The sequence below is a fragment of the Marmoricola sp. RAF53 genome (genome assembly GCF_052114005.1).
Lineage (GTDB): Bacteria > Actinomycetota > Actinomycetes > Propionibacteriales > Nocardioidaceae > Marmoricola.
In genome coordinates this window covers 288,111-312,835 of record NZ_JBFRDX010000001.1, presented here as the reverse complement: position 1 = coordinate 312,835, position 24,725 = coordinate 288,111, and the positions used below count along the sequence as shown (strand labels likewise).

The 24,725-nt window shown below is 72.1% G+C and carries 21 protein-coding genes; 17 read left to right on the top strand and 4 right to left on the bottom strand.

Features of this window, described 5'->3' with window-relative positions; genetic code table 11:
- Positions 1-18: 18 nt before the first annotated feature.
- Positions 19-3,153: a BTAD domain-containing putative transcriptional regulator gene (locus AB4Y76_RS01500; RefSeq protein WP_441921716.1), complete on the bottom strand. Its 3,135-nt coding sequence runs from the start codon at positions 3,151-3,153 to the stop codon at positions 19-21.
- Positions 3,154-3,203: 50 nt separating this feature from the next.
- On the opposite strand from AB4Y76_RS01500, the gene AB4Y76_RS01495 reads away from it, so the two are divergent.
- The 4 genes from AB4Y76_RS01495 to AB4Y76_RS01480 all read left to right on the top strand — a co-directional run bounded on the left by AB4Y76_RS01495 (position 3,204) and on the right by AB4Y76_RS01480 (position 6,264).
- The gene (locus tag AB4Y76_RS01495; RefSeq protein ID WP_441921715.1) at positions 3,204-3,776 is read left to right on the top strand and encodes a hypothetical protein; all 573 of its coding nucleotides are present in this window, start codon (positions 3,204-3,206) and stop codon (positions 3,774-3,776) included.
- Positions 3,777-3,888: 112 nt separating this feature from the next.
- On the top strand, positions 3,889-4,317 hold the full coding sequence (locus AB4Y76_RS01490) for a Crp/Fnr family transcriptional regulator (protein ID WP_441921714.1): 429 nt from the start codon (positions 3,889-3,891) through the stop codon (positions 4,315-4,317).
- Between the two features lie 11 nt (positions 4,318-4,328).
- Positions 4,329-5,699: an adenylate/guanylate cyclase domain-containing protein gene (locus tag AB4Y76_RS01485; protein WP_441921713.1), complete on the top strand. Its 1,371-nt coding sequence runs from the start codon at positions 4,329-4,331 to the stop codon at positions 5,697-5,699.
- 28 nt (positions 5,700-5,727) lie between these two features.
- Positions 5,728-6,264, top strand: a complete 537-nt coding sequence (locus AB4Y76_RS01480; protein ID WP_441921712.1) for a gamma carbonic anhydrase family protein — start codon at positions 5,728-5,730, stop codon at positions 6,262-6,264.
- A 29-nt stretch (positions 6,265-6,293) separates the two neighbouring features.
- Here AB4Y76_RS01480 and AB4Y76_RS01475 read toward each other — a convergent pair whose 3' ends face one another.
- Together AB4Y76_RS01475 and AB4Y76_RS01470 are read right to left on the bottom strand one after the other, a co-directional pair.
- Positions 6,294-7,727 (bottom strand): phytoene desaturase family protein, encoded by a 1,434-nt coding sequence (locus tag AB4Y76_RS01475; protein WP_441921711.1) that lies wholly within the window; start codon positions 7,725-7,727, stop codon positions 6,294-6,296.
- A gap of 4 nt (positions 7,728-7,731) precedes the next feature.
- Positions 7,732-9,366, bottom strand: a complete 1,635-nt coding sequence (locus tag AB4Y76_RS01470; protein WP_441921710.1) for a DUF3556 domain-containing protein — start codon at positions 9,364-9,366, stop codon at positions 7,732-7,734.
- A 309-nt stretch (positions 9,367-9,675) separates the two neighbouring features.
- Between AB4Y76_RS01470 and AB4Y76_RS01465 the strand changes: the two genes are divergently transcribed.
- The 13 genes from AB4Y76_RS01465 (at position 9,676) to AB4Y76_RS01405 (ending at position 23,651) form a co-directional block, all read left to right on the top strand.
- The gene (locus tag AB4Y76_RS01465; protein ID WP_441921709.1) at positions 9,676-10,992 is read left to right on the top strand and encodes a PucR family transcriptional regulator; all 1,317 of its coding nucleotides are present in this window, start codon (positions 9,676-9,678) and stop codon (positions 10,990-10,992) included.
- Between the two features lie 173 nt (positions 10,993-11,165).
- Complete coding sequence (locus AB4Y76_RS01460) at positions 11,166-11,492, top strand: DUF3817 domain-containing protein (protein ID WP_441921708.1); 327 nt, start codon at positions 11,166-11,168, stop codon at positions 11,490-11,492.
- A 76-nt stretch (positions 11,493-11,568) separates the two neighbouring features.
- Positions 11,569-13,038: a hypothetical protein gene (locus AB4Y76_RS01455; RefSeq protein WP_441921707.1), complete on the top strand. Its 1,470-nt coding sequence runs from the start codon at positions 11,569-11,571 to the stop codon at positions 13,036-13,038.
- 122 nt (positions 13,039-13,160) lie between these two features.
- On the top strand, positions 13,161-14,669 hold the full coding sequence (locus AB4Y76_RS01450; protein WP_441921706.1) for an aldehyde dehydrogenase family protein: 1,509 nt from the start codon (positions 13,161-13,163) through the stop codon (positions 14,667-14,669).
- A complete protein-coding gene (locus AB4Y76_RS01445; RefSeq protein WP_441921705.1) occupies positions 14,666-15,409 on the top strand; it encodes a carboxymuconolactone decarboxylase family protein in 744 nt (247 codons plus the stop codon). Before AB4Y76_RS01450 ends, AB4Y76_RS01445 begins: the two co-directional genes overlap by 4 nt.
- A gap of 112 nt (positions 15,410-15,521) precedes the next feature.
- Positions 15,522-16,370: a 3-hydroxybutyryl-CoA dehydrogenase gene (locus tag AB4Y76_RS01440; protein ID WP_441921772.1), complete on the top strand. Its 849-nt coding sequence runs from the start codon at positions 15,522-15,524 to the stop codon at positions 16,368-16,370.
- A 38-nt stretch (positions 16,371-16,408) separates the two neighbouring features.
- Entirely contained in the window at positions 16,409-16,759 is a 351-nt protein-coding gene (locus tag AB4Y76_RS01435; protein ID WP_441921704.1) for an MmcQ/YjbR family DNA-binding protein, read from the top strand.
- Between the two features lie 106 nt (positions 16,760-16,865).
- Positions 16,866-18,701, top strand: a complete 1,836-nt coding sequence (locus AB4Y76_RS01430; RefSeq protein WP_441921703.1) for a phosphoenolpyruvate carboxykinase (GTP) — start codon at positions 16,866-16,868, stop codon at positions 18,699-18,701.
- A 164-nt stretch (positions 18,702-18,865) separates the two neighbouring features.
- The gene (locus AB4Y76_RS01425; RefSeq protein ID WP_441921702.1) at positions 18,866-19,102 is read left to right on the top strand and encodes a ribbon-helix-helix domain-containing protein; all 237 of its coding nucleotides are present in this window, start codon (positions 18,866-18,868) and stop codon (positions 19,100-19,102) included.
- Positions 19,102-19,416: a type II toxin-antitoxin system PemK/MazF family toxin gene (locus AB4Y76_RS01420; protein WP_441921701.1), complete on the top strand. Its 315-nt coding sequence runs from the start codon at positions 19,102-19,104 to the stop codon at positions 19,414-19,416. Before AB4Y76_RS01425 ends, AB4Y76_RS01420 begins: the two co-directional genes overlap by 1 nt.
- Positions 19,417-19,444: 28 nt before the next feature.
- A complete protein-coding gene (locus AB4Y76_RS01415; RefSeq protein WP_441921700.1) occupies positions 19,445-21,166 on the top strand; it encodes an aminotransferase class V-fold PLP-dependent enzyme in 1,722 nt (573 codons plus the stop codon).
- Between the two features lie 374 nt (positions 21,167-21,540).
- Positions 21,541-22,824: a LamG-like jellyroll fold domain-containing protein gene (locus AB4Y76_RS01410; protein ID WP_441921699.1), complete on the top strand. Its 1,284-nt coding sequence runs from the start codon at positions 21,541-21,543 to the stop codon at positions 22,822-22,824.
- Between the two features lie 14 nt (positions 22,825-22,838).
- A complete protein-coding gene (locus AB4Y76_RS01405; RefSeq protein ID WP_441921698.1) occupies positions 22,839-23,651 on the top strand; it encodes a LamG-like jellyroll fold domain-containing protein in 813 nt (270 codons plus the stop codon).
- 54 nt (positions 23,652-23,705) lie between these two features.
- Here the strand turns inward: AB4Y76_RS01405 and AB4Y76_RS01400 are convergent, their stop codons facing one another.
- Positions 23,706-24,689: a hypothetical protein gene (locus AB4Y76_RS01400; RefSeq protein WP_441921697.1), complete on the bottom strand. Its 984-nt coding sequence runs from the start codon at positions 24,687-24,689 to the stop codon at positions 23,706-23,708.
- Between the last annotated feature and the right edge of the window lie 36 nt (positions 24,690-24,725).

Genomic DNA, 24,725 nt, shown 5'->3' with positions numbered 1-24,725 from the left:
AGGGCTCGACGGCCGGGACTAGGAGCCGACCTTCTCGACGAACCGCCGCGTCTCGTCGAGGAGGTCGGGGCCGCGACGGTCGCCGTACTCGGCCTCGGTGCTCGCCAGCAGCCCCGGGGCGAGGTCCTCGGCGCGGGCGCTGATCCGGTCCCAGGACATCGTCGGGACGCTGCGGTTGTAGGCGAACCGGTCGGCCAGCACCAGCAGCCGGACCGCGTCCGCGGCCGGCAGTACGTCGCGCAGCAGTCCCCAGGCGCCGAGCGCGAAGAGGGCCAGCCCGCAGACCGGGTAGTCCAGGTAGGGGTACTCCGGGTCGAGGACGGCGTCGAGCCGGTCGGTCCCGCGGGCGAACAGCTCCTCCCCGTACGCCGGGTCGGTGGCGTAGTACGCGTGCGCGGTCAACGCCGTCGCCTCGGCGAAGAGCACCCACGGCTCCAGGCCGGTGGCCGCGATGCCCGGGAACTGCAGGTCCCGGACCCGGATCACCGCGTCGCGGTAGCGGGCCAGCCCGACCTCGGTGTCCCCGCTCGCCAGCGCGAACTCGGCGTGCCCGAGCTCGACGACCAGGCGGCCGCCGAAGACCGTGTCCGGCTCGTCGCCCTGGCCGAGCCGCTCCATCTCGACCGCCGCGCGGCCCAGGTCGCCGGAGGCGATCGCGGAGAGTGCCAGCATCGCGCGCAGCTGGAGGATGTCGTCGTGGGCGCCGAGCCGCTCCAGGACCGGGAGGGCCTCGTGCGCGTGCACCACCGCCGCCTCGGGGTCGCCGAGCTGCATCGCGAGCTGGGCGGACTGGGTGTGCAGGATCGCCCGCAGCCACGGCCCGTCGGACGTCTCGGTCAGGTCCAGCGCCTCCTCGGTCGCGCGCAGCGCCCCGGCCGGGTCGCCGCCGTTCTCGCGGGCGTGGCCGGTCCACTGCAGCGCGCCCATCGCCAGGTGCCGGTCCGGGCTGGTGGCCAGGTCCTCCAGCCGGGCCACGAACGCGGCCGCGTCGCCGGGGTCGAAGTCCTGCATGATCGTGACCAGCGCCGCGACCCGGGGATCGCTCTCGCCCGGACCGAGCCGGCGCAGGTGCTCGCGCAGCTCCTCGGTGTACCCGGCGTTGCCGATCAACGCGTTGTTCGCCGTCATCGCGATCGCGATCCGGGCGGCGTCCGCCGACTGCGGCGCCGGGGTCCAGTCCCGGACCGCGTCCGCCACCGCCTCGGCGAGCACGAACAGCCGGCTGTGGTCGCCGAGGATCATCCAGTAGGAGCCGATCCCGGCGAGGATCCGCACGACCGTCTCCGGGTCCGGGGCCGACAACGCCTGGCGGAGCACGTCGGCGAGGTTGTTCTCCTCGGCCCGGAAGGCGTCCACGGCGGCGAACTGCCCGGGCCCCATCAGCGCGGCCGTGTGCATGTCGGCGTACGCGACCGCCCAGCCGCGGTGGGCGGACTCGGCCTCGGCCTCCTCGCCGGCCCCGGTGAGCTGCATCCGGCCGTACTCGCGGACGGTCTCGAGCATCCGGTACCGGACACCGCCGGCGACCTCGACGACGCTCAGCAGCGACTGGTCGGCAAGGTCCTGCACGACGTCGAGCGCGCGTGGGCCGAGGACGGTCTCGGCCGCGGCCAGGGTGAACCCGTCGTGGAAGACCGAGAGCCAGCGCAGCGCCCGGCGCTCGGGATCGCCGAGCAGGTTCCAGGACCAGTCGATCACCGCGAGCAGGGTCCGGTGCCGGTCCGGGGCGCTCCGGTCACCGCCGCGAAGCAGCGCGAACCGGTCCTCCAGCCGGGCCTCGATGTCGGCGACCGCCATCACCCGGACCTTCGCCGCGGCGAGCTCGATCGCCAGCGGCAGCCCGTCCAGGCGGCGTACGACGGCCGCGACGGCGGCGCGCTCCAGCGCTACGTCCGGCCGGGCCGCCACGGCGCGCTGCTCGAAGAGCTCGATCGCGTCGGCCTCGCCGAGCTCGCCGAGCGCGTAGACCCGCTCGGCGGCGATCGCCAGCGGCGACCGGGTGGTGGTGAGCACGCGCACGCCCCGGGTGGTGGCGACCAGGTAGGCGACCAGGTCTGCGACCGCCTCGACCACGTGCTCGCAGTTGTCCAGGATGAGCAGGCTGGGCGAGGAGTCGAGGTGCTGGGCGACGCGGGCCCGGACGTCGGCGCGCTGCTCAGGGGTCAGCGCCCGGCGGCTGCTCACCGAGTCCCGGACCCCGAGCGCGGAGCCGACCTCACCGACCAGGTCCTCGGGCGCGGTGACGCCGACGAGCTCGACGAAGTGCACGTTCGGGACGGCCGCCTCCCGGCCGAGCACGTGCGCCAGCCGGGTCTTGCCGAGACCGCCGGGGCCGAGGATCGAGACCACCCGCGCCGTGCTGAGCAGCCCCTGCAGCCGGCGGATGTCGTCGTCGCGGCCGAGCAGCTCGTTCGTCTCGAAGCGCAGCCCCTCGCGCACCGGGTTGTCCAGCGCCAGCAGCTCGGCCTGCACCCGCTGCAGCTCCGGGCCGGGGTCGGTGCCGAGCCGGTCGCGCAGGTCGGTGCGGTAGCCCTCGAACCGGCCGAGCGCGGCGCCCGGACCGTGCACGGCCGCCTCGCTGCGCAGCAGGTCGGCCAGCAGGGCCTCGTCCTCCGGGTGCCGGCGGACCTCTGCCTCCAGCCCGGGCAGGGCGATCGCGTGCGCCCCGGACCGGCTCGCCACCCGCGCCCGGATGGTCCGGGCCTCGTCGAGCCGGGCGAACGCGTCCCGACGCAGGTCGGCGAGCGGGCCCTCCTCCTCGCCCGGGTCGACCAGGCCCTCGCCGAGCGAGAGCGCCTCGGCCGCGGCGCGCTCGGCGATCTCGGGGGCGTCCTCGAAGGTGCTCCGGGCCCGGCTCATCCGCTGGCCGAACAGGAACACGTCGACGTCGCCGACGCCGAGCCGGTAGCCGTCGCCCTCACGGACGATCACCTCGGGGCCGCACGCGTTCCGGGTGCGCGAGACCAGCACCTGGAGGGCCTTCGCCGGGTTCGCCGGGAGGTCCTCGCCCCAGACCCGCTCGACCAGGGTCTCTGCCCGCACCGTCCGGCCGCCGGCCGCGGCCAACGCGGCGAGCAGCGCCTGCGGCCGCTCCCCGACCACCGGCTCGCCGTACCAGCGCACACCGTCGAGGAAGGTGAGAGCGAGAGGCACCCGGCCAGTCTAGGGAGCAGCGCGCACCGCGGAGCCAGTAGATTTCCGCCATGGGAGGTCGACGGACGGACGGGTCCGACATCCGTCGCTTCCTCAACGTCCTCGTCTCCACCGGTTTCCTGGTCGGCGCCGCCGGCGTCGTCTGGGGCAAGGAGATCGCCGACGCCCTCGACAAGACGGCGACCACCGAGTCCGGCTGGCTGATGATCGGCTGGCTGATCTCCGGGCCACCGCTGCTCCTCGCCGTGCTCGCCTGGCACGACCGGCGCCGGCTGAGGCCGCAGCGCCGTCTCGACCTCAGCATCTACCTGGGCGTCTGGATCGGTCTGAGCATGCTGGTCCTGCCGGCCCGCATCGACGGGCCCGCGCAGCACTTCGGGAAGGGTTCCGCGGTCGCCGAGCCGCTCAGCACCGGGTGGGCGTGGGGCGTGGCCGGCAACCTGGTCGGCCTGCTCTTCCTCGGCATCGTGCTCTGGATCTTCCGCACCTCGGTGCGCGGGCGGCCGACCGCCGAGCAGGAGTCCGTCACCTACCGGTTCCTGGAGATCGGCTGGCTGCTGATCCTGCTGGTCTCGCTCGGGTTCGCCCTGTACGCCGACCCGACGACCCTGGTCCTGCTCTGATTCCCGGCGTTTCTGCTGCCGGAGTGTTGTGGACAGGCGACCCGTCCGCCCCGCAGAATCTCCCTGGGGGAGGAACCGTCTCGGCCGGTAGCCGTGCGAGAGGAGTTCCGCAATGCGTGGCAAGCACTCCGATGAGGACGCCCGTATCCACCAGCTGGCGAAGATCGCGCGGTTCAGCGACTTCACCGACGCCGAGATCGACCTGGTGATCGAGCAGGCCACCTACCTGACCGTCCCGGACCACTGGGCGCTCATGGTCGAGCAGACTCCGGCCGACAAGGCCTACCTGATCCTCTCCGGCGAGGTGACGGTGAAGCGGCACGGCGAAGAGGTCGCCCGCCTGGGTGCCGGCGAGGTGATCGGCGAGATGGCGCTGGTCAACCACAAGCTGCGCTCGGCCACCGTGATCGCCGAGACCCCGCTCGAGGTGCTGCACTTCACCGGCGAGACGGTCGAGGCGCTCACCCAGAAGATCCCGCACTTCCGCGAGGCCCTCACCGGCGCGACGGCGGAGCGGGCCGGTCGCGACTCGGGTGCCTGAAGCCGGCAGCCATGACCCGCCCCGAGGGATGGCCCATCGTCTCGGAGCTCACCTCACCTGACACCTGGTGGGGTCTTCGCTTCACGGACTCCGACGTGGAGCGCGACTACCAGTCCTGGCGGATCGGGCACGTGCGCCCGTTCGCCCAGTTCGCCATGTACGCCGCCGCCGGCGCGGCCTTCTGCGCCTGGGTCGCGGTCGTCTTCGGCGCCCTCGACGAGTTCCGGACCACCGCCCTGGTGCTGATCCCGCTGATGATCGTCTCCCTGCTGGTGGCGGCCGCCCTGATCCGGCTCGACCACTACCAGCACCTGGTGACGCCGCTCAGCTCGCTGGTCAACCTGCTCGGCGGCGGGCTGGCGGTCGCGATGACCTGGAAGACCTACTCCCCCGAGCTGACCGGCGCCTGCGTGACGATGGCGGCGTACTTCGGGCTCACCGTGTTCCGGCTGCCGCCACGGATCGCGCTGCTCTCGGTCAGCCCGTACGTGCTGCTCGCGTCGTACGCGACCTGGACCTGGCACCAGAACGGCCGGATCACCGACCAGCAGCTGGCCGTCGGGCTGTTCATCCCGGTGACCGCGCTGCTGACCGGGATGGTGCTGAACCTGGCGATCGAGTGGATCACCCGGCAGACCTACGTCGACCACCTGATCATCGAGTCGCAGCAGGACCTGCTCATCGACGAGCGCACCGCGATGGCGCGGTTCGTCTCGCCCGACATCGCCGAGACGGCGCACCGCGCCGGAGCCGACGGCCTCGACGTCCGGACCGAGATCTACAGCCTGACCGCGGTCAGCATCGATCTGCGCGGCTTCACCACCTTCACCCAGCGGCACGGCGCCGAGTACATGGTGCAGGTCCTCCAGGAGTACTACGCGGTGGTGATGGACGCGGCCAAGGAGTACGGCGCCGCGGTGAAGGACTTCGCCGGCGACGGCGCGCTGATCCTGGTCGGGGCGCCGTACCCGCGCCCGGACCACACCCGGGTCGGGCTCCGGCTGGCGCGGCACCTGATGGAGCGCGCCCGCGAGGTGACGAGCCGGTGGACCACCGAGGAGACCCCGCTCGGCGCCGGCATCGGCATCTCCAGCGGGGAGTGCGCGGTGGGCGCGATCGGAACCGCCGCGCAGCTCCAGTACGCCGCCATCGGGACCACCGTGAACCTGTCGGCCCGGCTGTGCAGCATCGCCCAGGACGGGCAGATCCTGATGGGCCCCGGGACCGCGCGAGCGCTGGAGGAGTCGGCCGGGTGGAGCCGCGAGGTGGTCACCCTGGCCGGCATCGCCGAGCCGGTCGAGGTGACGATCGAGGACACCCTGGCGCCCAAGCCGCCGCCCCCGACGACCCCGGGAGAGGCCGCAGTAGCGTTCTCGGGGTGATCCTCGCTGCGCTCGTTAGGCTCCGCTGGTGAATCTTTTCGAGTTCGAGGGCAAGCGCCCCACCGTGCACGCCGACGCGTTCGTCGCCCCGACCGCCACCCTGATCGGTGACGTGACCGTCGAGAAGGGCGCCAGCGTCTGGTACGGCGCGGTCCTGCGCGGCGACATCTGCACGATCGTCGTCCGCGAGGGCGCCAACGTGCAGGACAACTCCGTCGTCCACGGCGCCCCGGACGCGGTCGTCGAGATCGGCCCCGGCGCCACCGTCGCGCACAGCTGCATCGTGCACGGCGCGGTGATCGGGGAGCGCGCGCTGCTCGGCAACGGCAGCACGATGCTCGACGGAACCCGCCTCGGCGCCGGCTCCCTGGTCGCCGCCGGCTCGCTGGTCACCCCGGGCACCGAGATCCCGGACGGCGTCCTCGCCGCCGGATCGCCGGCGCAGGTCCGCAAGCCCATCGAGGAGGGTTCGATGGCCCAGTTCTGGGTCGACGGCAACCCGCCGTACTACCAGGAGCTCGCCCAGCGCCACCGCGACGGACTGGCCGAGATCCCCGCTGGTTGAGGAGGTCGCGCAGCGACCGTCTCGCAACCTCACAACCGCTTCAGTGCCGCCTCGGCCGCGTTGAAGCCGCACATCCCGTGCACCCCGCCGCCGGGCGCGGCGGCCGAGGAGCAGAGGTAGACCCCCGGGACGCCCAGCGTGTAGGGGTTCATCGCCGGTCGCGGCCGGAAGACGATCTGCCGGGCGGTGTTGGCGCCGGAACCGATGTCCCCGCCGACGTAGTTCGCGTTGTACGCCGCCATCGCGGCCGCCGGCCGGACGAAGATGCCGACGATCCGGTCGCGGAAGCCGGGGGCGAACCGCTCGATCTGGGCGGTCAGCGCCTCGGTCGCGACCTCGGGCGGGCCGTCGTACCCGGCGGGGACGTGCGCGTAGGCCCAGAGCGGGTTCACCGAGCCGGCCGAGCGGGACGGGTCGGCCAGGTACTGCTGCCCGACCAGCGCGAACGGCCGCTCCGGCAGGGCACCACGCACGGTGGTCTCCTCGGTGGCGACGATCTCCTCGGCGGTGCCGCCCAGGTGCAGCGTGCCGGCGCGGCGGCAGTGCTCGTTGACCCAGGGCACGTCGCCCTCGATCGCGTAGTCGACCTTGTGCGCGGCCGACCCGTACCGCCAGCGGGTGAAGGCGCGGCGGACGTACCCGGGCAGGTCGTCGCCGAGCAGGTCGAGCACCCCGGCCGGGGCCAGGTCGAGCAGGACGACGTCGGGATCGTGACCGGCCTCGTCGCGCAGCTGGGCGCGGGAGGTCACCCGGACCCCGGTCCGGACCGTGCCGCCCATCGAGGTGAGCAGCCCGACGAGCGCGTCGGCGATGGCCTGGCTCCCGCCGACCGCGACCGGCCACCCGGCGTGGTGGCCGGCGGCCGTGAGGAGCAGGCCGACCGAGCCGCTGAGCGGCCGGTCCAGCCGGCCGAACGCGTGCGCGGCGACGCCGGTGTAGAGCCCCCGCGCGGGGTCGTCCTTCCAGTGCCGCACGGTCCAGGTCGCCGGCAGCAGCGCCTGCGGGCCGAACCTGCCGAACGCGACCGGGTGCTTCGGCAGGTGCACCGCCGGGCCCATCGCGTCGGCGGCGATCTTGTCGTAGGTCCGCACCAGCGGCTCGAAGACACGGCGCCACGCCCGGGCGTCGGCACCGATGGTCGCGTCGGTGTCGGCCATCCGCCGGGTGACGATCCCGGCGCGGCCGTCGTCCAGCGGGTGCGCGAAGTCGATCTCCGGCCAGGCCCAGGTCAGCCCGAACCGCTCCAGGTCGAGGGTGCGGAAGAAGGGCGACGTCACCCCGGTCGGGTGGAACGCCGAGCAGTCGTCGTGCAGCAGCCCGGGCAGGATCCGCTCGGTGGTGCGCGTCCCGCCGCCGACGGTGCCGGCCGCCTCCAGCACGGTGACGTCCAGGCCTGCCTGCGCCAGCCGGACGGCGCCGGCCAGCCCGTTCGGTCCGCTCCCGACCACGACCGCTGTGCTCACCCGATCAAGGGTGCCGCATCCACAGCCGCTTCGGTTGGTCGGGCAGGGCCCAGATCACCTCGACCGGGATCGGACCGTCTCCCCGCCCGGGGTCGTGCGCGACCGCGTCGGCCACCTCCCAACGGCCCCGCCGGAGGACTCCGAGGGCGGCATCGACGACCCGGTACTGCTGAGTGCGCCGCTGGACCGACGGGGCCTCCGCGACGATGACCCTCAGCTCGCCCGGTTCGAAGGCGAGCCGCCGTTGGAGGGCGGCTACCAGGGCTTCGTCGTGCAGGTGGCCGGCCTCGGGGACGAGCCCCATCAGGGCGCTGCAGAGCGGCCCCGCCTCCCGGACGGTGACGGTGCCGAGGTCCGGTCCGAGCTCGCGGGCGAGCACCGAGCGCAGCCCGCACCCCTGGCTCTGCAGCGCGCGCCAGGCCAGCGCCTTGTGCGCGCCGGCACCCGCGGGCCCCGCGATCCGCACCTCCGCGGTCGCCGCGAGCGGATCGGCCGTGCACGCCTGCGCCAGCCGACGCTCGACCCCGGGCGCCATCACCCACAGCGACGACGGTCCGATGCCGGCGGGGCTGCGCAGCGAGGGCAGGAAGGAGACCAGGTGCGGGCGCAGGTGCCCCAGCACGGGCAGGATCGCGAGCGCGAGCACGAAGAACGGCAGCATCCACGGTTGCGAGAGGTCGAGCACGGCGTAGCCGTCGTCGGCCGGGTAGCCCAGGAAGAGCACCACCGCGCCGAACGCGAAGAAGAGGTGCAGCTCCAGGGGCACCGCGCGCCCGTGCGCGGCGGCGGTGTAGACGTGGAACGCGAGCATCACGCCGACGGCGACGAGGACCACCGTGGGGTCGGTCGCGAGCACCAGGGCGAGCGGGACGGCGAGCTCGAGGGCGGTGCCGACCAGCTCCGCCGCCGGGACCCGGCGGGTCCGCCCGGCAGCCAGCTCGGCCAGGCGCCGGCCGAGCCGGAGGGCTCCGGTCCCGAGCCAGACCACCACGACAGTGAGCTTGAGCGCGATGACGAGGTCGGTGAAGCCGAGGAGGACCGAGAGCACGACCGCGGGGATCAGCAGCTCGGCGCGCGCCGCCATGAAGACGATCTTGTCGCGCAAGCCGAGGAAGAAGGTGAGGACGACGACCCCGAGCAGCACGCCGGGGCCCACGAGTCCGCCCACGGACTGCGGGCGGGCGACGAGCAGGTGCTCGTCCGGAACCCCGGGGAGGATCACGGCGAGCGCCAGCGCGACGACCAGGGCGAGGTACAGGGCGACGTCGAGCAGGGTCCGGGTATCCGGGTCCTGGAACTTCGGCTTGCGCGGCCACGGGGCGATCCGGACGGTGCCGCGCCGCAGCCAGGACCCGACCACCTGGTACGCCGGCCGGCTCCCGCCGCACAGCGGCACCCAGGTGCCGGCCAGCCCGAGCAGCTCCAGGAGCATCGTCCAGCAGACCAGCTTCTGGTAGACGACCGGCTCGTCCCACCACGCCTGCCAGGAAGCGAGAGTGCCGAGGCCGGAGGTCCACGCGATCAGCGCGAGACCGCCGAGGAAGTAGAGCAGCAGTGCCCGCGCGAGCACGGAGAGCGTGAGGCGTCGTACGGGCCGGGCACGCCAGTCCCTGTCGACACCTGCCTGTCGCTTGGCCACCCCGAGAAATTGAGCCAACCCTGCCTCCTGGACCGGACGGACGTGGGGCTCGGCCCCGCGTCACCTGTCTGCAAGCAATTTCACATTAAAGCGAAAAGAGATTGTTTCTCCTGGTTTCACGCAACGAAGTTCGGGGCATCCCGTTAGTTTTCGAGAACAGGTTCCCCGTTGTCCGTGAACCTGCCACGATCCAGCCGACGGAGTCCCCGCGCCGGGTCGTGGGCGCAGGCTTCCGCACCCCGCCGCGGCCTGAGAACATCGACCCGTCCCACTCACTCCTGTTCAGCCCCCGGACAGAGGAGCCCTCCCATGGTGACGATGCCGCAGGCGCGCCGCGAGGAGCTCGTCGCTGCCCGGGTGGCGGCGACGGCGCTGGACATGGCCGAGAACCTGGACCTGCTCACCTCGACGCTCTACGAGGTGCTCTCGGAGACGATCACCGAGCTGCGCGGCGACCAGCTCATCCTCGACCTGCTCCGGACCAGCGTCGAGAGCAACCTGGGCACGCTCGTGCACGCGGTCCGGATGGGCATCCCGATGGACGACGTCCCGGCTCCGCCCCCGGCGGTCGAGTACGCCCGCCGGCTCTCGCAACGGGGAATCTCCTCCAACGCCCTGCTGCGCGCCTACCGTCTCGGCCAGGAAGGGGCACTCGGCTGGATCCTGGACCGGATCAGCACCACCGAGCCGGACCCGTACGTCGCCTTCGCGGCCGGCCAGCAGTTCATGTCGCTCACCTTCCGCTACATCGACGCGGTCGCCGAGCAGCTCATCGACGTCTACGAGGCCGAGCGCGAGCGCTGGCTGGCCAACCGCAGCACCGTCCGGACCGCGACGCTCACCGACCTCCTCGCCAGCCGCCCGGTCGACCTCGGGGCCGCGGAGAAGGCGCTCGGCTACCGGTTGCGCCAACCGCACCTCGGCGTGGTGCTGTGGCGCGCGGACGTCCCGGTCGCCAGCGACGACCTGCACGACCTGGAGCAGCTGCTCGCGACGGTGGCCCGGACCGTGCAGCCGTTCGCGCAGACCTCCGGCCAGCCGTTGTTCGTGCAGCGCGACCTGGCCACCGCGTGGGGCTGGATCCCGCTCGCCCGCGAACCCGGACCGGGCTACGAGCTGCCGACCACCGCCCTCGTGACCGCGCTCGCCGCTCTGCCCGAGCTCGGGTGCGGCCGGCTGCTGCTGGCGCTCGGGGTCCCGGCCAACGGGCCCGACGGATTCCGTCGTACCCACCTCGACGCCGTGCGGGCGCAGGAGGTCGCGATCGCCGGGAGCGACTCCGACCACCGGGTGTTCTCCTACACCGATGCCGGCGTCCGCGCGGCGGCGCTGCTCGCCGCGGACCTGCCCGCGACCCGGCGGCTGGTCTCCGAGGCCCTCGGCGGCTTGGCGCTCGACACCCCGGCCGCGGCCCGGCTGCGCGACACCCTCAAGGTCTTCCTGCAGACCCGGAACAGCTTCGCGGCGACCGGCCAGCAGGTCCACCTGCACAAGAACACTGTCAAGTACCGGGTGGACAAGGCGGTCGCCGCCCGCGGCCGCTCGCTGGACGAGGACCGGCTCGACCTCGAGCTCGCGCTGACCGCCTGCCACTGGCTCGGCTCCACGGTGCTGAGCCGGCCCTGACACCCGGGGGCCTTTGTCCTCCGAGCACGAGACCCGGACGGTTTTTCGTTCCCGGCACGCCTGACGCCGACCCGTCGGGCGGGAGACGATTCGGTCAGGTTCCGTCACGGATCCGTCCACCAGTCCCGAGCGGGGCCACTACCCCCCTAGGTGGCCCCGCTACGGTGGCCGGCGTGAACGATCCCGCCCGCGTCCGGTTCTGGTTCCGGACCATCGCCATCGCCGAGGCCTTCTCCTGGCTCGGCCTGCTGATCGGCATGTACTTCAAGTACGTGCCCGAGACCACCGAGGCCGGGGTGAAGATCTTCGGCCCGATCCACGGCACGGTGTTCCTCGCCTACCTGCTGATCAGCCTGGTCGCCCGGAACACCTTCGGATGGTCCTTCAAGGTGTTCGCGCTCGCCCTGGTCGCCAGCATCCCGCCGTTCGCGACGGTGCTGTTCGAGGCGGTCGCCGACCGTCGCGGCCTGCTCGGACGCGAGGCCGACGTACCCGCCTGATCCGGACAATTGCGGAGGCACCCGGATCCTTCGACGTTCCACCGACGAGACGCAACGGTCCGTGCCACGGTGACGCATGCGCACCCGCCCGATGCTCTCCTCGACGGTGCTCGGCGCCGTCGTCGCCGCCCTCGTCGCGGCCGTCGTGACGCTCGCCCCGGCCGTGCCCTCCCAGGCCGCTGCCTCCTCGGCCGACGCGCCGTCGCCGACGGCTCCGTGCGACGCCGTCAGCCCGGTCGCGATCCCCTGCGTCGCCCTCGGCAAGACGACGGACGCGATCGGCACCGAGTGCCGCCGGGTCGGCATCCCGGACGCGCTCTGCGTGCTGCCGCTGGCGCACCAGGTGACGCAGGCGGCGCGGGACGCCTACCTGCAGTCGTGGGCGCACCGCACCGCGCAGTTCCAGTACCGGCTCGGTGACCCGCTGCCGTTCCGCGACGTGCAGTGGCTCGGCACCCACAACTCGTTCAACAGCCTGACGAACTCCTTCACGCTGTCGCACGCGGACTCCAACCAGCAGCTGACGCTGACCCAGCAGCTGGACCTGGACGTCCGCGCGCTCGAGCTGGACCTGCACTACATCCCGCGCCTGCTGGGCCTCCTCGGGCCGCGCGCGGTCACCGTCTGCCACGGCCAGGGACCGGAGATGCTCGACCTCGGCTGCACCACCGAGCCCGTGTTCAGCGCGGTGCTCCCGGAGATCGCGACCTGGCTGAACGCACCCGGCCACGCCGACGACGTGGTGCTGCTCTACCTCGAGGACAACCTGAAGAACGCTCCCGCCTACGCCTCCGCCGTCGCCACCCTGGAGCAGGTCCTGCGGCGGTCGGACGGCAGCAGCCTGATCTACCGGCCGGACCCGGCGCAGAAGGCCGCGAACGGCTGCACGCCGCTGCCCACCGGGGTCTCCCGCGAGGACGTCCGCGCCAGCGGCGCCCGGGTGGTCCTCGTCGGCGCCTGCGCTCCGGGCTGGTCGGCCGACGTCTTCGACTGGAACGCGGTGCACGTCGAGAGCGGCAGGACCTCGGCGTACCGGGCCTTCCCGGGGTGCGACGCCACCTACGGGCCGCTCACCTACGCGACCCAGCTGGTCCGCTACTTCGAGGACAGCACCCTCGTGTCCGCGCTGACCGACCCCAGCCGGGTCCCGGTGAACCCGGAGGCGCTCTCCCCGGAGAAGGTGCGCTCCATGACCGGCTGCGGGGTCAACGTGTTCGGCTTCGACCAGCTCCTCCCCGAGGACGGCCGGATCCAGGCGACGCTGTGGAGCTGGGCCCCGGACGAGCCCCGGGCCGACGGGGGAGCCTGCACGGTGCAGGGCGCCGACGGCCGCTGGTACGCCGCGGGCTGCGTGGAGCTGCACCCGGCGGCCTGCGTAGCGGCGGGGACCTGGACCGTGACCGCCCCGGTCACCTTCGCCGACGCCGCCACGGCCTGCACCGCCGCCGGGTCCACCTTCGCCCTGCCCCGCTCCGGCGAGCAGAACGCGCGGCTGCACGCCGTCGCCGGAGCCGCAGGGGCCTGGGTGAAGCAGACGCTGCCGTAGCGGCTCACCGGCCGGCATGGAACACCCGCGGAAGTCGTCGCTAGAACCTGTTCCACTTCGGGCCCGGGCGGACTACCGTTTGTTGACACGTGTCAACCCCGCGCACTCACCGAGGACCTGCGATGACCCAGACCGCCGAGCCGACCACCGGCCCCACGACCTTCACCGTGACCAACCCGGCGACCGGCGAGGACGTCGGCACCTTCCCCGTGCACACCGCGGAGGACGTCGCCGAGCGCCTCGCGGCCGGCCGCGAGGCGCAGATCTGGTGGGCCGGGCTCGGGTACGCCGAGCGCAAGCGCCGGCTGAACCGCTGGATCGCGGCGATCGCGCAGCAGTCGGACGAGATCTGCGACCTCGGTTTCCAGGAGACCGGTCGCCCCCGCGGAGACGTCCAGTTCGAGCTCATCGCCGGGCTGGAGGACCTGCGCTGGGCCGCGGCGCACGCCAAGCGGGTGCTGAAGCCGCGCAAGGTCGCCCCCGGGATGGCGATGTTCAACTTCGGTGCCGAGGTGTCCTACCCGCCGCTCGGCGTGGTCGGCGTGATCGCGCCCTGGAACGTCCCGATCTACACGGTGCTCTGCGGCCTGGCCTACGCGCTCGCCGCCGGCAACGCCGCCATCGTCAAGCCGAGCGAGTACGCCGCCGCCAGCTCGGTGCTGGTGATCGACGCGTTCTACGACGCCAACCCGGACGCCCCGCGCGGCCTGATCACCTGGATCACCGGCTTCGCCGAGACCGGCTCCGCGCTCTGCAAGGCCGGACTGGACAAGATCGCCTTCACCGGGTCGGTCCCGACCGGCCGCAAGGTGATGGCGGCCTGCGCCGAGAACCTCACCCCGGTCCTGCTCGAGCTCGGCGGCAAGGACGTCACGATCGTCGCCGAGGACGCCGACGTCGAGAAGGCCGCCACCGCGGTCGTCTGGGGCGGCTTCTTCAACGGCGGCCAGGCCTGCGTCGGCATCGAGCGCGTCTACGTGACCCGCGCCGTGCGCGAGCCGTTCCTCGCGAAGGTCGAGGAGATCGCCTCGCAGGTCACCGCGGGCCTGGAGGAGGGCGACTCCTACGGCCCGATGATCGTGCCCGCGCAGATCGACATCGTCCGTCGGCACGTGACCGCCGCGATCGAGGCCGGGGCGACCGCGCTGGTCGGCGGCGTCGACTCCGTCCGGGCGCCCTTCGTCGACCCGGTCGTGCTGGTCGACGTACCCGAGGACAACCCGGCGGTGCAGGAGGAGACCTTCGGTCCCGTCATCGTGATCAACACCGTCGCCGACGTCGACGAGGCGATCCGCAGGGCGAACGCCACCAGGTTCGGGCTCGGCTCGTCGGTCTTCTCCGCCAAGCGCGGCAAGGAGATCGCCCGCCGGATCCAGGCCGGCGGCACCACCATCAACTCGGCCCTCACCTTCGTCGGGATGCCGTCGGTGCCGTTCGGCGGGATCGGCGACTCCGGCTTCGGCCGCTTCCACGGCGACGACGGCCTGCGCGAGTTCGCCGCCCCGAAGGCGACCACGAACAAGAAATTCCAGCTCGGCCCGGACATGCAGTCCTTCCCGCGCCGCCCGGAGGACTTCGAGCAGGTGCGGAAGATGGTGAAGTTCCGCTACGCCAAGCGCCGCGGGGCGTGAGCACCGCCGAGGCGCTCGGGCTGTTCGCGGCCGTCGCCGGCATCCCGGCGCCGGACCTGACCGACCCTGCCGTCGCCGAGCTCGCCGCCCAGTTCACCCTCGACGTCTCCGCGGTCGACGACGGCCAGCGGGCCGCGTTCTTCGCGGCGACCGGCGACCAGGCCTTCCCGGTCGTGCAGCGGATCTACGCCCACGACTTCGTCCCCCGGGTCCGCGCGGTCCTCGGCGCGGTGCTGCCCGGCGTCGCGCTCCCGGAAGCCGTCCCGCACGACGGCGACGCCTGGCCGCTGCTGGAGGAATTCATGGTCACCGTCGCGCGGCTCCGGGCGCTCGACCCGACCGTGACCGAGCTGGTCCGGCTGCGCGGCGCCCGGCTGCACGACTGCGCCGTGTGCAGGTCGCGCCGCAGCCAGGACGCGATCGACGCCGGCGCCGGAGAGGCAGAGTTCGCCGCCGTCGACGCCTGGGCGACCAGCACGCTCCCGGGACCGGCCAAGGCCGCCCTCGCCCTCACCGACGCCCTCGTCCTCACACCGGACGACGTCCCGGCCGCCGCCGCGGCCGCCGCCCGCGCCCACCTCACCGAGGACCAGGTCGTCGAGGTCGTGCTCGACGTGATGCGCAACGCCGCCAACAAGATCGCCGTGGCACTCGGCGCCGACGCGGCCACCGTCACCGACGGCGTCGAGCTGTTCACCACCGACGCCGACGGGAACCTCGCCGTTGTCGGCACCGCCTGACCGGTCCGGATCCGACCGGGTCCGACCGGGCCCGACCTCCGGGTCTAGCCTGCTGGGGAGCGCGCCGCCGGGAGGGCGGCGTACGGGAGTGACAGGGAGAAACATGGGCGAGATCGAGCAGGTCGGCGTCGTCGGCTGCGGGTTGATGGGGTCGGGCATCGCCGAGGTCTGTGGCCGGGCCGGCCTGGACGTCGTCGTGGTGGAGTCCTCGGACCAGGCCGCGGCGGCCGGACGCGCCCGCCTGGAGGCCTCGCTGCGCCGCGCCGTCGAGCGCGGCAAGCTCGAGGACGCCGACGTGGTGCTGGACCGGATCCGGGTCCTGACCGACCTCGACGCGCTCACCGACCGCGACCTCGTCGTGGAGGCGATCCTCGAGGAGGAGACCGCCAAGACCTCGCTCTTCCGCGACCTCGACAAGATCGTCGCCTCGCCGACCGCGATCCTGGCCTCGAACACCTCCTCGATCCCGATCATGAAGCTCGGCGTCGCGACCGAGCGGCCCGCCCAGGTGATGGGCATCCACTTCTTCAACCCGGTCCCGGTGCTGTCGCTGGTGGAGCTGGTGCCGAGCCTGCTCACCTCCGCGGAGACCACCGAGCGTGGCCGTGCCTTCGTCCAGGACAAGCTCGGCAAGCGCGCGATCGACTGCCAGGACCGGGCCGGGTTCGTGGTGAACGCGCTGCTGATCCCGTTCATCCTCTCCGCGATCCGGATGATGGAGTCCGGGTTCGCGACCGCCGAGGACATCGACCAGGGCCTCGTCCTGGGCGCCGCGCACCCGCAGGGGCCGCTCGCGCTGGCCGATCTGATCGGCCTGGACACCACGAAGGCGATCGCGGAGTCGCTCTACGACGAGTTCAAGGAGCCGCTCTACGCGGCCCCGCCGCTGCTGGAGCGGATGGTCAGCGCCGGGCTGCTGGGCCGCAAGACCGGGCGCGGCTTCTACACCTACACGCGCTGAGCGGACGGCTGTCGGTCCGCGCTGGCAGGATTCGGCCCGTGCCCTGCGTGATCCGCGACTTCCTCGAGCTGGTCGAGCAGCTGCCCGGACTGACCCAGCGCGACCGGGACAAGTGGATCTCCTACGACGTGGCCGGGCGCACCTTCGGCTACCTCTGGCCGGCGACCGCGACCGTCGGGCTCAAGCAGACCATCACCGAGCAGCGCGCGCTCGTCGGCGAGCGGCCGGACGTCTTCGAGGTCCAGTTCACCTCCGCCGGGTTCGGCTGGGTGGTCGTCCACCTCGACGGCGTGGAGCGCGACGAGCTCGCCGAGCTGACCTTCGAGGCCTGGCGGCTGACCGCTCCGGAAGAGATGGTCGTCACGCGCGCGGACGTGCTCCCCGCGTGACGTCGTACGGTGGCGTTGGTCGTTGCCTGGACACCGGCAACACCCCGGACGCGAGCCTGTAACCTCAGGCCCACCCGCCCCGCCCGCACACGAGGAACGAGCACCCATGGCAGACGTCGACACCGTCCTGGACGCCGCAGGCGTCACGAACCCGAAGGTGCGCGAGTACGTCGCGTACTGGGCCGAGCTGACGGGGGCCGCCCGTGTCGAGGTCGTCTCCCCCGCGGACGACGCCCGGCTGATCGCCGAGTGCCTCGAGGCCGGCGAGCTGGAGCCGGCCGGCGAGGGCCGCTACTACTCGCGCAGCTACCACAAGGACACCGCCCGCTCCGAGGAGCGCACGGTCGTGGCGACCAGCCGCGAGACCGACAAGGGCGAGTACAACAACTGGAAGCCCGCCGCGGAGATGACCGCCCTCCAGAAGGAGCGGATGGCGGGCGCCTCGGCCGGCAAGACGATGTACGTGATCCCCTACCTGATGGCGCCGGTCGGCAACGCGCTCGCGCCGTGGGCGACGGGCGTCGAGCTGACCGACTGCCGCACCGTCGTGCTGCACATGATCCGGATGGCCCGCGTCGGCGTGCAGTACGTCAACGACCTCGAGGACCCGAACAGCTTCGTCCGCGCGGTCCACGTGACCGGCGACCTGGAGAACCTCGGTCAGGGCACCCCCGAGGACCAGCGCTACTTCGTCACGGTGGCCGACGAGCGCACGATCCTGCACTACGGGTCGTCGTACGGCGGCAACGCGCTGCTCGGCAAGATCGCCCACGGCCTGCGCCAGGCGGCGTACGACGGCTGGGTCTCGGGCAAGTTCCTGGCCGAGCAGTACATGCTCATCGGGATCCACGACAAGCAGACCGGCAAGGACTACCACATCTGCGGCGGCTTCCCGAGCGCCTCGGGCAAGACCAACCTCGCGATGATGCTGGCCCCGGACGCCCTGGGCGACCGGTACCACGTCTCCTTCTACGGCGACGACATCGCCTGGCTGTGGGTCGGTGAGGACGGCCGCCTCTACGGCATGAACCCGGAGTACGGCGTCTTCGGTGTCGCGAAGGACACCAACGAGGGCACCAACCCGACCGCGCTGGAGTCGATCGCCGAGGGCACCGGCACGATCTTCACCAACATCGCCTACAACCCCAGCACCGGTGAGGTCTGGTGGGAGGGCCGCACCAAGAACCCGCCGGCCGACGTCACCGGCTGGCTGGACTGGCTGGGCAACCCGATCGCGGACCGCGAGGCGGGCGACGACTCGCCGTGGGCGCACCCGAACAGCCGCTTCACCACCACCCTGGCCAACGTCCCGAACGTCGCGAAGGACTACGACGAGCCGGCCGGCGTGCCGATCGACGCGATCATCTTCGGCGGCCGCACTCGCGACCGCGAGCCGCTGATCCGGGCGATCCACGACCTGGCCGAGGGCGTGTACGACGGCCTGACCCTGGGCGCCGAGGCGACCGCCGCGGCCGAGGGCAAGGAGGGCGTGCTGCGCTACGACCCGATGTCGAACCGGCCGTTCATGGCCTACGGCGAGGGCGACTACGCCCAGCACTACCTCGACGTGGTCGGCGCCGCCAAGGAGCAGCCGATCTTCGCGCACGTGAACTGGTTCCAGCGCGACCCCGAGGACGGCCACTTCCGCTGGCCCGGCTACCGCGACAACCTGCGCCCGCTGCTGTGGCTGCTGCAGCTGAAGGCCGGCGAGGTCAAGGGTCGCGAGACCGCGGTCGGCATCATCCCGACCCGCGAGGAGCTCAACCTCGAGGGTGTCGACATCAGCGACGCCGACCTCGAGGCCATCCTCACCATCGACACGGACCGCTGGAAGCAGGAGATGGGCTACCGCGAGGAGCACCTGAACGCCTTCGAGCGCCTCCCCGAGGCGATCTGGGAGGCCCACCGCCGCGTGGCCGCCGCCCTGGAGAACGAGGCCTGAGCCTCCGCTTCCCCGGCTCGCACGAGCACCCGGAGCTCCCGGTCAGGTACGCCTGGCCGGGAGTTCTGTTTCTCGGGCCTGTGGACGGACGGTTGCGGTCCTGCGGGGGCGCCCCCCAAAGTTTCCGGATGACCGTTGCATCCCAAATCGCTACCATCGAGCACATGAGTACGCAGATCGCCGTCCGACTGCCCGATCACCTGGTGGCCTTCCTCGACCGGCTGGTCGTGGACGGCTCGGCTCGGTCACGGGCGCACGCTGTCACCAAGGCCTTGATGAAGTACGAGCGACAGATCTCCGCGGAGCGCGACGCGGAGATCTACCGGACGACCGGGCCTGACCAGGACATGCAAGCGCTCGCGGAGTGGGGAGCGCGCCAGCCGATGCCCGAGCTCGACTGATGCGACCAGTGCACCTGGCCCGGTTGGACAAGACCCGCCCGGTCGTCGTGCTCACCCGGGAGCGCGCCCGTGGATCGATGACCAGCGTGACCGTCGCGCCGGTGACGTCCCGCATCCGGGAGCTGGACGTCGAGGTGCCCATCGGCACGGCCCACGGCGTCGACGGCCCCTCGGTGATCTCGTGCGACAACATTCGGACTATCCCGGTCTCCGACCTCGGCCGCCAGATCGGATACCTACGGCACGAGGACGAGGTCGCGCTGACGAACGCGCTGATCCATGCGTTCGACATGTGCGTCGAAGAACTTCCCTGAACCCGCGCCCGGCAGGATCATCGGTTCCATGACCGAATCGTCCGCCCCGTCCGAGACGCCGCTGCTGCGCCGGGTCCGGGAGGCCGTGATCGGGGACGACCAGATCATGCTGGGGCCGTTCGGACCTCGCCGGGTGACGTACGCCGACTACACCGCGTCCGGGCGCGCGCTCGGGTTCCTGGAGGACTTCCTCCGCGACGAGGTGCTGCCCAGCTACGCCAACACGCACACCGAGTCCAGCGGCACCGGGCTGCAGACGACCCGGCTGCGCGCCGACGCCAGGGCGATCATCCACACCGCCGTCGGCGGCAGCGACGACACCGTGGTGATCTTCGCCGGCTCCGGCTGCACCGGCGCGATCGACAAGCTGATCGGCATCCTCGGCCTGCGGATCCCCTCCGCGCTCGAGGACCGCTACCGGCTGAGCGACCACGTCCCCGCGGACGAGCGCCCGGTGGTGTTCATCGGCCCCTACGAGCACCACTCCAACGAGATCCCGTGGCGCGAGTCCATCGCCGACGTGGTGGCGATCCCCGCGGACACCGACGGGCACATCGACCTGGCGAGGCTGGAGGCCGAGCTGGAGCGGTACGCCGACCGCCCGCTGCGGATCGGCTCGTTCTCCGCGGCCAGCAACGTGACCGGGATCCTCAGTGACACCGCCGCGATCTCGTCGCTGCTGCACCGGCACGGCGCGCTGTCGTTCTGGGACTTCGCCGCGGCCGGCCCGTACGTCGACATCGAGATGGACGGCCCGGACACCGCGGACCCGCTCTGTTTCAAGGACGCGATCTTCCTCAGTCCGCACAAGTTCATCGGCGGACCCAGCACTCCCGGCGTCCTCGTCGTACGCCGCTCGCTGGTCACCAACCGGGTCCCCGACGTCCCGGGCGGCGGGACGGTCGCCTACGTGAACCCGGACGAGCACCGGTACCTGACCGACATCACCCAGCGCGAGGAGGGCGGCACGCCGGCGATCGTCGACTCGATCCGCGCCGGGCTGGTCTTCCAGCTCAAGGAGGCGGTCGGGGTGGACGTGATCCGCGAGCACGAGGAGCACTACCTGCAGCGAGCGCTCGCGGCCTGGGCGGCCGAACCGGCGGTCGAGATCCTCGGCAACCTCGACGCCGAGCGGCTCTCGATCGTCTCGTTCGTGGTCCGGGCGCCCAGCGGGCAGTACCTGCACCACAACTTCGTGGTGGCGCTGCTCAACGACCTCTTCGGGATCCAGTCGCGCGGCGGCTGCTCGTGCGCCGGCCCCTACGGCCACCGGCTGCTCGGCATCGACCTGGACCGGTCGCACGAGTTCGAGCGCGAGATCACCCGGGGCTGCGAGGGGATCAAGCCCGGGTGGGTCCGGGTCAGCTTCAACTACTTCATCTCCGAAGCGGTGTTCGACTACATCGTCGAGGCGGTCCGGCTGGTCGCGCGCGACGGCTGGCGGATGCTCGGGCAGTACCGGTTCGCCCCGGCGACCGGGATCTGGGTGCACCGCGACGGGGTCGTCGAGCCGCCGCTGCGGCTCGGCCAGATCAGCTACGGGCCCGAGGGTGAGATGCGTTACCCCCACCTGCGCCGAGCGGCGCCGGAGTCGGCCCTCGCCGGCTACCTGGCCGAGAGCGCCGAGCTGCTGCGCACGGTCGTCCCCGCGGAGCCGGGCGACCTCGCCGACCGGACCTCGCCGGACTTCGAGCACCTGCGCTGGTTCGATCTCCCCGCCTGCTGTGTCTCACCGACTGAACAGATTTGAGAACGCCCACGTTTCGCAGTTAACGTCGGCCGCTGAACGCGCCCCGGACCCCGGCGCACCGCACGTCACCGTGCGTCAGACGTGCCCGCTCGGGCGCACGTAGGGCCACTTCGCTCAAGCCCGTCGACGACGACGGACTTGACTTACGGACCCCCCGACCCCATTAATGGTTCGTAATCGGCACGTCCTTTTTGTCCTCGAATGTACAGATTGTGATGTGCGTCTCATCCCGCGGGCACTGCGCGGGAGGGAGTCCTGCATACCGAGGCAGGTCGGGTTCCGCCGGCACTTGGCGGGACCAACACACCAAGCAGAGGGTCGCGCCACACCCCCACACCACCGGCGCGGTTCCAAAACCTTGAGGAGTTTCACCTATGCGCCGTTCCGTCGCATTCGCCCTGGCCGCCACGACCATCGGGGCTACCGCCCTGGTCCCGGCCCTGGCCACGTCCGCAACCGCCGCGACGACCGCCGCGCCTACCGGCTCGGCCTACGCCCAGGCAGTCCTGAAGGACGACCCCACCGCGTTCCTGCAGGGGCTCGACGACGTCACCGGCAACACCGCCAACGGCACCGTGGTCGGCGGTTCGACCGCCACCAAGCTGCCCAACGGCGACCCGGCCCTGGCCTTCAACGGCAAGGGCCAGTACGCGCAGTTCTCGGACAGCAAGGCCTTCGAGGTCGACAACACCGGTGTCCTGACCGCGGAGTACTGGCTGCGTCCCGACGCGCTGGAGTTCTCCGACGTCGAGGGCTCCGGCTACGTCTACACCCTCGGCAAGGGCACCGGGAACCAGCACGAGTGGTACGCCCGGATGTACTCCAAGACCAACCAGGAGAACCGGCCCAACCGGATCTCCGGCTACGTGTTCAACCCGGCCGGCGGGCTGGGCTCGGGCTCCTACTTCGAGGACCCCGTGAAGACCGGTGAGTGGATCCACGTCGCCCTGGTCATCAACGCCAGGGCGAAGAGCTCGGCGTACCCGATGGGCTACGTGAAGATCTACAAGAACGGCGTCCTCCGCGACACCGACTCGCTGCAGAACTACGACATCACCCCGCGGTCCGGCACCGCCCCGCTGCGGGTGGGCACCGGCTACCTGAACTCGTTCTTCCAGGGCGCCCTCGGGGACATCTCGTTCTACGACCGTGAGCTGACCCAGGCCCAGATCGCCGACCACCAGAAGGCGATGAGCGCGGCGGCCCCGAGCGGGTCGAACGGCTCCACCGGCCCGACCGGCTCGACCACGACCCCGTCCGGCGCGACCACCACCAAGCCGGCGACCCCGGCGGAGCCGGCCGGGCCCGTGGCCCCCGTCAGACCGACCACCCCCGTCGCCCCGACGATGCCGACACAGGCCTGGACGCACGAGATCGACGGCACCGACGTCCGCCGGCGCACCGACCAGCTGATCCGGTACACCCCGGACCGCGGGCCGAGCACCGGCACGAACCCGTACGGCGCCGAGGTCACCGTCGTCGACGGCCGGATCACGGCCGTCACGAACGGCGCCGGCAACGCCGACGTCCCGGAAGGCGGCTACGTCCTCTCCGGCCACGGCGCCAGCCGGACCTGGCTGCGGGACTACGCCCGGATCGGTTCGACCGTGGAGATCGCCGGCAGCACGGTGACCATCACGTCGCCGCAGTCCAAGTGAGCCGGAGGATCACCATGCGATACACCCTCAAGATCGTGCTCGCGCTCGCCCTCCTCGGGACGGGCATCCAGCTCCTCGCGCCCGCCGGCCCGGCCGCCGCGGCCACCAAGCGCTCGGCGTACGTGCGCTCGGTGCTCCGTGACCGGCCGAGCGCGCTGCTCCAAGGGGTCCGCGACCTGACCGGCCACCGGCACCGCGGCACCGCCGTCGGCAGTCCCGGCTTCGCCCGGATGCCGAACGGCGACCGGGCCCGCCGCTTCAACGGTCGTGGTCAGTACCTCCGGTTCGCCGACAGCAAGGCGTTCGAGATCGACGCCACCGGCGCGCTCACCGTGGAGTACTGGATGCGGCCGGACACCCTGCAGTTCCGGGACACCGAGGGCAGCGGCTACGTGTACGTCCTCGGCAAGGGCAACCCCGGGTCGCAGGAGTGGCTGACCCGGATGTACTCCCGGCAGAACCAGGAGTCGCGGCCCAACCGGATCAGCGGCTACTCGTTCAACCCGCAGGGCGGGCTCGGCGCCGGCTCGTACTTCCAGGACCCGGTGGCCGCCGGCCGCTGGATCCACGTCGCGCTGGTCGTCAACAGCAGGGCCAGGAGCTCGGCGTACCCGATGGGCTACGTCAAGATCTACAAGAACGGCGTCCTGCGCGACACCGACTCGCTGCAGGGGTACGGCATCGTGCCACGCAGCGGAACGGCGCCCCTGCGGGTCGGCACCGGCTACCTGAGCAGCTTCTTCCAGGGCGCCGTCGGCAACATCGCGTTCTACGGCCGCGAGGTCAGCGGGAAGCGGCTCCGGGCGCACTACCTCGCCGGCCGCTGACCGGGTCGTGTGCCCCACGACGCGCCGGAGCGCGTCCTCAAGCACACGACCCGACTAGTACGCGATCTCCCGCACGCTGGCCCACTTGTAGACCAGCCCGTTCTCGCCGATCCCGTCGCTGCGGAAGTACACGCTGACGTTCGGCCGCCCCGACTCGGACCCCTCCCGGGTCGGGGCGGACGTCAGCGGCATCCGGGGGTCGATCCCCGGGGCGCACGGCACCTTGCCGAAGACGTGCCCGTTGTCGACGACCTCGCCGAGAAGCTCCCAGCTGCCGCCGTCGCGGCCGTCGGTGCGGTCCAGCCACAGCTGCAGGTGGACGCCGTCCTGGCGGTCGAAGACCAGGTACTTCACGCCGAACCACTGCCCCACCGGCAGGCCGTCCGGGAAGACCTCCTTGTTGCCGATCGCCTGGTTCTCCGGGTGCGCCGTCTCCTTCTCGAAGTCGGTGTTCCCGTCGAAGCGCAGCCGGGCGCCGTACCCGCGGGTGTCACAGCGGTCGGAGTCGCCCTCCTCCGTGACCAGGTGGTTGGCCCGGGCGACGACGGTGACCCCGGCGAACGGGATGCCGGAGTCCCGGACCCGCTTCGCGTAGACCGTCACCTCCACGTCGCGCCACTGCCGCTGCAGGGCGGGGTCGTGGACGTACATCCGCGGGTTCTCGCCGCTGATCTGCAGCCGGCCGCCGCCGGCGACGAACGAGCCCGACCCGTGGTCGGCGTCGAACCACCGATCCTCCGGGTCGACGCCGGAGAACTTCCGCGGCGGGCCCCAGCGGGAGATCCAGTAGGTCCCGTCCGGCAGCGTCGGGTGCAGGTACCTGATGCCGAAGACGTCGGAGGAGGCCTTCACCTCCGCCGCCGTCGCCTGGTTCACCAGCCGCGCCGTGGGAGTCCGGGCCGGGCCACGCCGGGAGTCAGGAGAGTCGTCGGAGACGACGCGCTCGAGCACCAGCACCGTGAGGACGATCAGTACTGCGACGAGGGCGAGCGCACCCGCGCGGACCTGTCCACGCGTGAACGCTGTCCTGGACGACACGGCTCCTCTCTCCTGACTCCCGGTGGTGGGCTCCGG

Bases quoted from the DNA above. Each gene is read 5' to 3' on its own strand.
- AB4Y76_RS01495 (WP_441921715.1), top strand. From the start codon at position 3,204: ATGGGAGGTCGACGGACGGACGGGTCCGACATCCGTCGCTTCCTCAAC.
- AB4Y76_RS01430 (WP_441921703.1), top strand. From the start codon at position 16,866: ATGGCAGACGTCGACACCGTCCTGGACGCCGCAGGCGTCACGAACCCG.
- AB4Y76_RS01405 (WP_441921698.1), top strand. From the start codon at position 22,839: ATGCGATACACCCTCAAGATCGTGCTCGCGCTCGCCCTCCTCGGGACG.
- AB4Y76_RS01420 (WP_441921701.1), top strand. From the start codon at position 19,102: ATGCGACCAGTGCACCTGGCCCGGTTGGACAAGACCCGCCCGGTCGTC.
- AB4Y76_RS01415 (WP_441921700.1), top strand. From the start codon at position 19,445: ATGACCGAATCGTCCGCCCCGTCCGAGACGCCGCTGCTGCGCCGGGTC.
- AB4Y76_RS01455 (WP_441921707.1), top strand. From the start codon at position 11,569: ATGCGCACCCGCCCGATGCTCTCCTCGACGGTGCTCGGCGCCGTCGTC.
- AB4Y76_RS01485 (WP_441921713.1), top strand. From the start codon at position 4,329: ATGACCCGCCCCGAGGGATGGCCCATCGTCTCGGAGCTCACCTCACCT.
- AB4Y76_RS01425 (WP_441921702.1), top strand. From the start codon at position 18,866: ATGAGTACGCAGATCGCCGTCCGACTGCCCGATCACCTGGTGGCCTTC.
- AB4Y76_RS01410 (WP_441921699.1), top strand. From the start codon at position 21,541: ATGCGCCGTTCCGTCGCATTCGCCCTGGCCGCCACGACCATCGGGGCT.
- AB4Y76_RS01450 (WP_441921706.1), top strand. From the start codon at position 13,161: ATGACCCAGACCGCCGAGCCGACCACCGGCCCCACGACCTTCACCGTG.
- AB4Y76_RS01465 (WP_441921709.1), top strand. From the start codon at position 9,676: ATGGTGACGATGCCGCAGGCGCGCCGCGAGGAGCTCGTCGCTGCCCGG.
- AB4Y76_RS01490 (WP_441921714.1), top strand. From the start codon at position 3,889: ATGCGTGGCAAGCACTCCGATGAGGACGCCCGTATCCACCAGCTGGCG.